This window comes from Desulfobacter curvatus DSM 3379 (assembly GCF_000373985.1).
GTDB classification, from domain to species: Bacteria; Desulfobacterota; Desulfobacteria; order Desulfobacterales; family Desulfobacteraceae; genus Desulfobacter; species Desulfobacter curvatus.
Genome location: NZ_KB892954.1, coordinates 1 through 5,172, shown reverse-complemented (window position 1 = coordinate 5,172; position 5,172 = coordinate 1). Strand labels below are relative to the sequence as shown.

4 protein-coding genes are annotated in these 5,172 nt (G+C 41.7%); 1 reads left to right on the top strand and 3 read right to left on the bottom strand.

Annotated elements, in window-relative coordinates; translation table 11 throughout:
* On the top strand, positions 1-797 hold a 797-nt coding region (locus B147_RS0105590), incomplete at its 5' end, for a thiolase family protein (protein ID WP_020586251.1).
* 468 nt (positions 798-1,265) lie between these two features.
* On the opposite strand, the gene B147_RS0105585 is transcribed toward B147_RS0105590, so the two are convergent.
* The 3 genes from B147_RS0105585 to B147_RS32330 form a co-directional block, all read right to left on the bottom strand.
* The gene (locus B147_RS0105585) at positions 1,266-3,998 is read right to left on the bottom strand and encodes an ATP-dependent DNA helicase (RefSeq protein WP_020586250.1); all 2,733 of its coding nucleotides are present in this window, start codon (positions 3,996-3,998) and stop codon (positions 1,266-1,268) included.
* 326 nt (positions 3,999-4,324) lie between these two features.
* Entirely contained in the window at positions 4,325-4,816 is a 492-nt protein-coding gene (locus tag B147_RS0105580) for a GFA family protein (RefSeq protein ID WP_026259516.1), read from the bottom strand.
* Positions 4,817-4,971: 155 nt separating this feature from the next.
* Positions 4,972-5,172, bottom strand: a 201-nt coding sequence (locus B147_RS32330) for a hypothetical protein (protein ID WP_033396972.1), incomplete at its 5' end; no start/stop codon positions are given.

The following is a 5,172-nucleotide window of genomic DNA, read 5'->3' as shown; positions in this document are numbered from 1 at the left end:
ATCTTCTGCCCTTGGATGAAACCTCTCCTGTGGATACCTCCCAGGCCCCTGCCGCCGATTTTCTGGGTCAACCCTATATCATGGGCCACACGGCAGAGTTCGTTGCCCAGCTTNTGGACATNAGCAGGGCGGAGATGGACGAGGTAGCCCTTCGCTCCCATAACAATGCGGAACGGGCCACCAATGACGGCAGTTTTGCCGAAGAAATTGTGCCGGTTGAAGTGCCCCAACGCAAAAAAGATCCTATTATATTTGATAAAGACGAACATTTCAGGCCCGGCATGACCCTGGAAAAACTCGCCGCATTGCCCCCGGCATTTGTCCCCAAAACCGGCAAGGTCACTGCAGGAAACGCCTCGGGCATCAATGACGGGTCCACCGGCATGGTGATCATGTCCGCAGAAAAGGCCAAAGAACTGGGGCTTACCCCCATTGCAAAAATAAAAGCCACAGGCATGGGTGCCTGCCATCCTTCGGTCATGGGGCTCTCTCCGGTCCCGGCGGTCAAGGACCTTATGGCAAAATCCGGTATAACTATCAATGATTTTCACCTGATTGAGGTGAATGAAGCCTTTGCCGCCCAGTACCTGGGATGCGAAAGAGAGCTGGGCCTGAACAGGGAGATCACCAATGTCAACGGGTCCGGCATAGGCTTGGGACATCCTGTGGGTTCCACCGGCGCCCGGGTGATGACCACGTTAATGTATGCCATGAAAAATAAAGGCAAGAGCTTAGGCCTTGCCACGCTTTGCGGCGGCGGTGGTGTATCAATGGCCTGCGCCATTGAAATGCTGTAATATTATTTAGACGCAAACTCATCCACCTGCACGTTGCTTCAAAAACTTGCATCCGGGCAAGTTTGCGTCCCCCCCCCCCCCCGTATTTGAACAAAGATTTCTTAATTGATTATCTTATTACACCGGTTTCAAAACAGTAGATGGAATTTAATTATCGCTTACGAATTGGGCAGATCAAACTGAGGGGTTTGAGGTGAAGACTACCTCCCCGACAGACTCCATTCTTATGACGAATGAATACCGCAGATTATCCCTGTTACTCCGGAGCATTTTCAACACTAAAGCTCACCCTCCGCATTGTTAGTGGCCTGAGCACTGGAGGAAGGAGTTAAGCCCTTTATTGACGGCCCTGTCAGCGACACATGATAGACATATCTGTTGTTTTGCTATTCCTTAACGCTTTTGATTCTTTGCAATTTAATGTTGAGTTAACTTACAGAGTCATAGAAACTCAACACCTGAAATTTTTTAAATCACCTTTAATAAGGCAACATCCTTTTTACAGTCTTTAGGATTAATTTTACTTAGAACCCTGCTCTCAACTTCAGGAGTCCAATATATTTTAAGCTTTTCTTTTGCGCGTGTTATCGCTGTGTAAAATATGTTGTGAGTAATAAGCTCATCGATTTCATCTGAAATCACAATTTTTACCGAGTTGTATTCCAACCCCTGTGCCTTATGAATTGAAACGGCATACGCCACCTGAAATGGAACAATAACAGAAGACGTAGCATCGTCGTCGTCATCAACACTTTTGTATTTATCAACGAAAAATCGAATTACTGAATTTCCATTCGCTGAGTTTTCAAGAAGTTCCAGGTCATCATAAAAGTCTACATCCATGCCATTTATAACTTTATCCAGTTCAATATCAAATTGTATCTGCTTATCGAAAACTTCTATACCAACTATTGTTCCCTTCATATTGTTATAAATCAGCGGTTGAAATCGCTCAGATTCATTAAATAAAATAGGGTCGTTTTCCTTATAAAGCTGAAGCCCCCAAGGTATCGCTTTACTTGGATTACTTTCCTGCAAGAACCTGTTTATATTGTTAATCCCATACAAGCCATCATAGTTTAAGCAGAGGATAATTTCGTCGGCCTTTGCAGGTTCAAAAATTGAAGAGTCTAGAGTAGTCGAGTAGCCTTGCTTTGCTAAAAGCTCAAGAATCGTGTCATCCATGTTTCGAACGCGTTTCCACAATGTCAATAAACTTTCATTGTTAGTTCTGTATGGCTTTGTTAACTCTACAACTGAGGTCACGGGTATAAAACTCCTGGCAGCACTGAACCAATTTCCAAACTGAATGGATTCGATCTGAAAGACATCTCCGACCAATATCAAAAGCTTGAATGTTGCTTTTTCGAGAACCTCTTTCATGTTTCTGTTGCAGACGGTACTACATTCATCAATTATCAAAATATCGTAGTCAGTCTCCATATATCTACTCTTTGTAAATTTTGCGACAGTGTAAAAATCACAGTTAGACGCGGTGACTCTTCTTTTTAAATTATCGACGGCAGGATTGGTGTTTGCCAAGTACAATTTTGTTCTCTCTGAGAAAAAATGTGAAATATGATTTATCAGAGTGGATTTACCAGTACCTGCGGAACCATATATCAGTGATACATTTGAATGCTCAAACATCCGGGCAAGCGCTTCCTTTTTTTCATCGCAATCGACAATGTGAACAGTCGATTGTAGCCAAGCCTTAACCGAATTTGCGTAGTTGGATACACCACTTTTTGCCAGCTTGTTTAACTCACCAACAATGAATTGTGTATCGTCCTTGTACTGCTCTATATAGATATGGCCCTTTTCTAACTTTAATTCACGGCTTTTGTGTTTGTAATACAGTCGCCTGTTATATTCCTTTATGAGTGTTTCGATATTATCGAAACCTGTTATCTCTTTAACAGCAGTGAAAAGCTGTCCTTTGTTCTCAGTATTGTTTCGAACCAATCTTGCAAAGATTTCGTGTTTTCTGTCTGGGTGATTGATGCAATCGAACAAATCTCTCAATTTAGGATTATGCCCAATTAAAGACGAGTTAAAGGGCATATCGTCAAACGGAATGCAGCCATAACTTAGATTAAGACTGGAAAGTCGATCATTGCTATTATCGCGTTGACATTTTATTACACTGTTGTTCAGGTGATAGAGTAGATATCTTAAAATATTGCTACCAGCTTTATCGCCTTTTATAATTTCACGGCAATTCTCAAGTACGTCAAAAAAATGGACAGAGCTTGCATTTGGGACAATGCTCAATTTGGTGCGGTGGAATCGTTTGTTCGAAAAGTTTACGATGTCAACTAGGCTAAATCCCGTTTTGGATAAATACCGCATCAGGTTGCGATATTCTGCATTACTCCTCTTAATATCCAGACTAAAGCCAACCAGTCTTGAAAAGTTATTTATCTCACAAGGGCGAATCCATGTTTCCCAGTCAATAATGATAAATACAGGCATGGTTTTCCCGAGTATTTCAATACGATCATCAACCGTGAATAGCCTTACAGCATAATAACGGGAGATATCAAGAGCGGTAAAAGCGATAACCCTGTCAAACTTACTCGCCTTTTCGTTAACGGGCGTAAAAGTAACTTCATAATAGATTTTCTGGCTTACAAAAAAAGGTTTGATCTTTTGTATATAGTAAGTTTCGGATCTTGCATGTTTTGGTTTAGCCACTTGGTACTGATCTACTTTGTGGGCAATCTTCTCATAATATTCTTTAAGGGTAGAATCAGTGTTTAACGGAAACTTTTCGAGGTTTTCAAGGACATTGAGCGAATATTCAGTCTTCAAGAAACTCTTAGCCCTAAGAAGGTACTCATAGTATTTGAGCAATAGACGCTCTGATCCTTCTTCTTCAAGTGTGTAGTGAGATGCTGAAATCTGAAGAAAGCTATGAAACTGTCGCAAAAATTTCAAATTCCCCTTACTTTTTACAAACTCGACGGCGCTGCATATATTATTCCATTGGTCACTGATAGCTTGCCCCTTCAGTCTCTCAACGGCATAGATCTTGAGCATGATATGCTCTACAAAGTTACGTAATTGGGATAAAATCAATTGAGAAAGAAACCCTCTTTTCGAAGGAGCTATCTCCTCAATACTCTTGCAGATTGTTTTATCAATGACCAAAATTTGACGTTCTATCTGACAATGTGTAGCCACCGCACCCGATACCATTACTTTTCCTTTAATTGACAAACAATATTCTATAAACGCAATTTTATTTTGTTAAAGTCCAAGTTTACAATGTTATCCCGTTAGAAAAACAGAATAATGTTCGAATAGCAGCCTATCAATCTGATGTAAATAGAAAGATTGATGAAATCTAATTGAGGAAAACAAACCCAAGCACTAATGGTATCATTGAATCCCGAGAACCTTTCCAGGCAGTGCGTTGACTACTCCAGCATTGTGTTCCGGCACCTTTGAATGAAGCTGTTAGCACTTCTTCAGCCAGTCCTTCCCCCAAAATGTATTTTTTACCGTTTCATCGATGAAACGGTTTACAGCCGCTGGGAATGATTCTTGTGGCCGGACCACTTGGGCAGATCATCCTGTATTTCAATCACTCTTGACCCATAAAAAAGATGACAGGTCGGCTTGAATGGCTCCGGCACCTCGGCGGGATACCCGAAATCAAATAGAGATGGAAAAGCGAGCCACATTCTGCGTCCCTCATCTGCAATTGGGGTGCCACATTTACCGCAACGGACTTTACAGGGGAGAATACGCTCTGCCCTGTTTTGTTCACTGTTATAAAAAATCAGATCTTCTAAACCAGCCGTGAATCTTACATGGTGTTTGTGGAAAATAGCAGCCCACTGCATAGGGGCTCCATGTAGCCTCTGACAAGTTGTGCAATGGCAAATCTTGGCATCCACTGGGTCGGCGCTCACCTCATATTGGACGGCACCACAGAAGCATGAGGCTTGGTACTTGGCAACAAATCCTGTGTCTTCCAGGAACGCATATTCGGGGCCGAATTTATTTTCCATAATCAACACTTATTCTGTTTGTTAAATTTACCTGTACGGGTGTTTCATCGATGAAACAGTTTATTGTAAAAATCATCGTCCTGCATCGTCCAGACGAAGTCTGTTTTTATGGAGCCCAGCGAATTAAAAACCTGTTAAATTTGATATTAACGTCTTCATTCAAGACACACCGTCAAAAGCAACGCACACCATGCAATTATACAGCCACAAGGTAGCATATAACTTAATCCTAAGAATTTGACTCGGCTACTTATTCCGAAGACATCGATCCCGAAAGGACTAACCTCGCTTTTGCCCTCCAATGCTTCCCATTTTGTCTTAAGATCCTCAATAAACTTATGACTAATATGAATTAC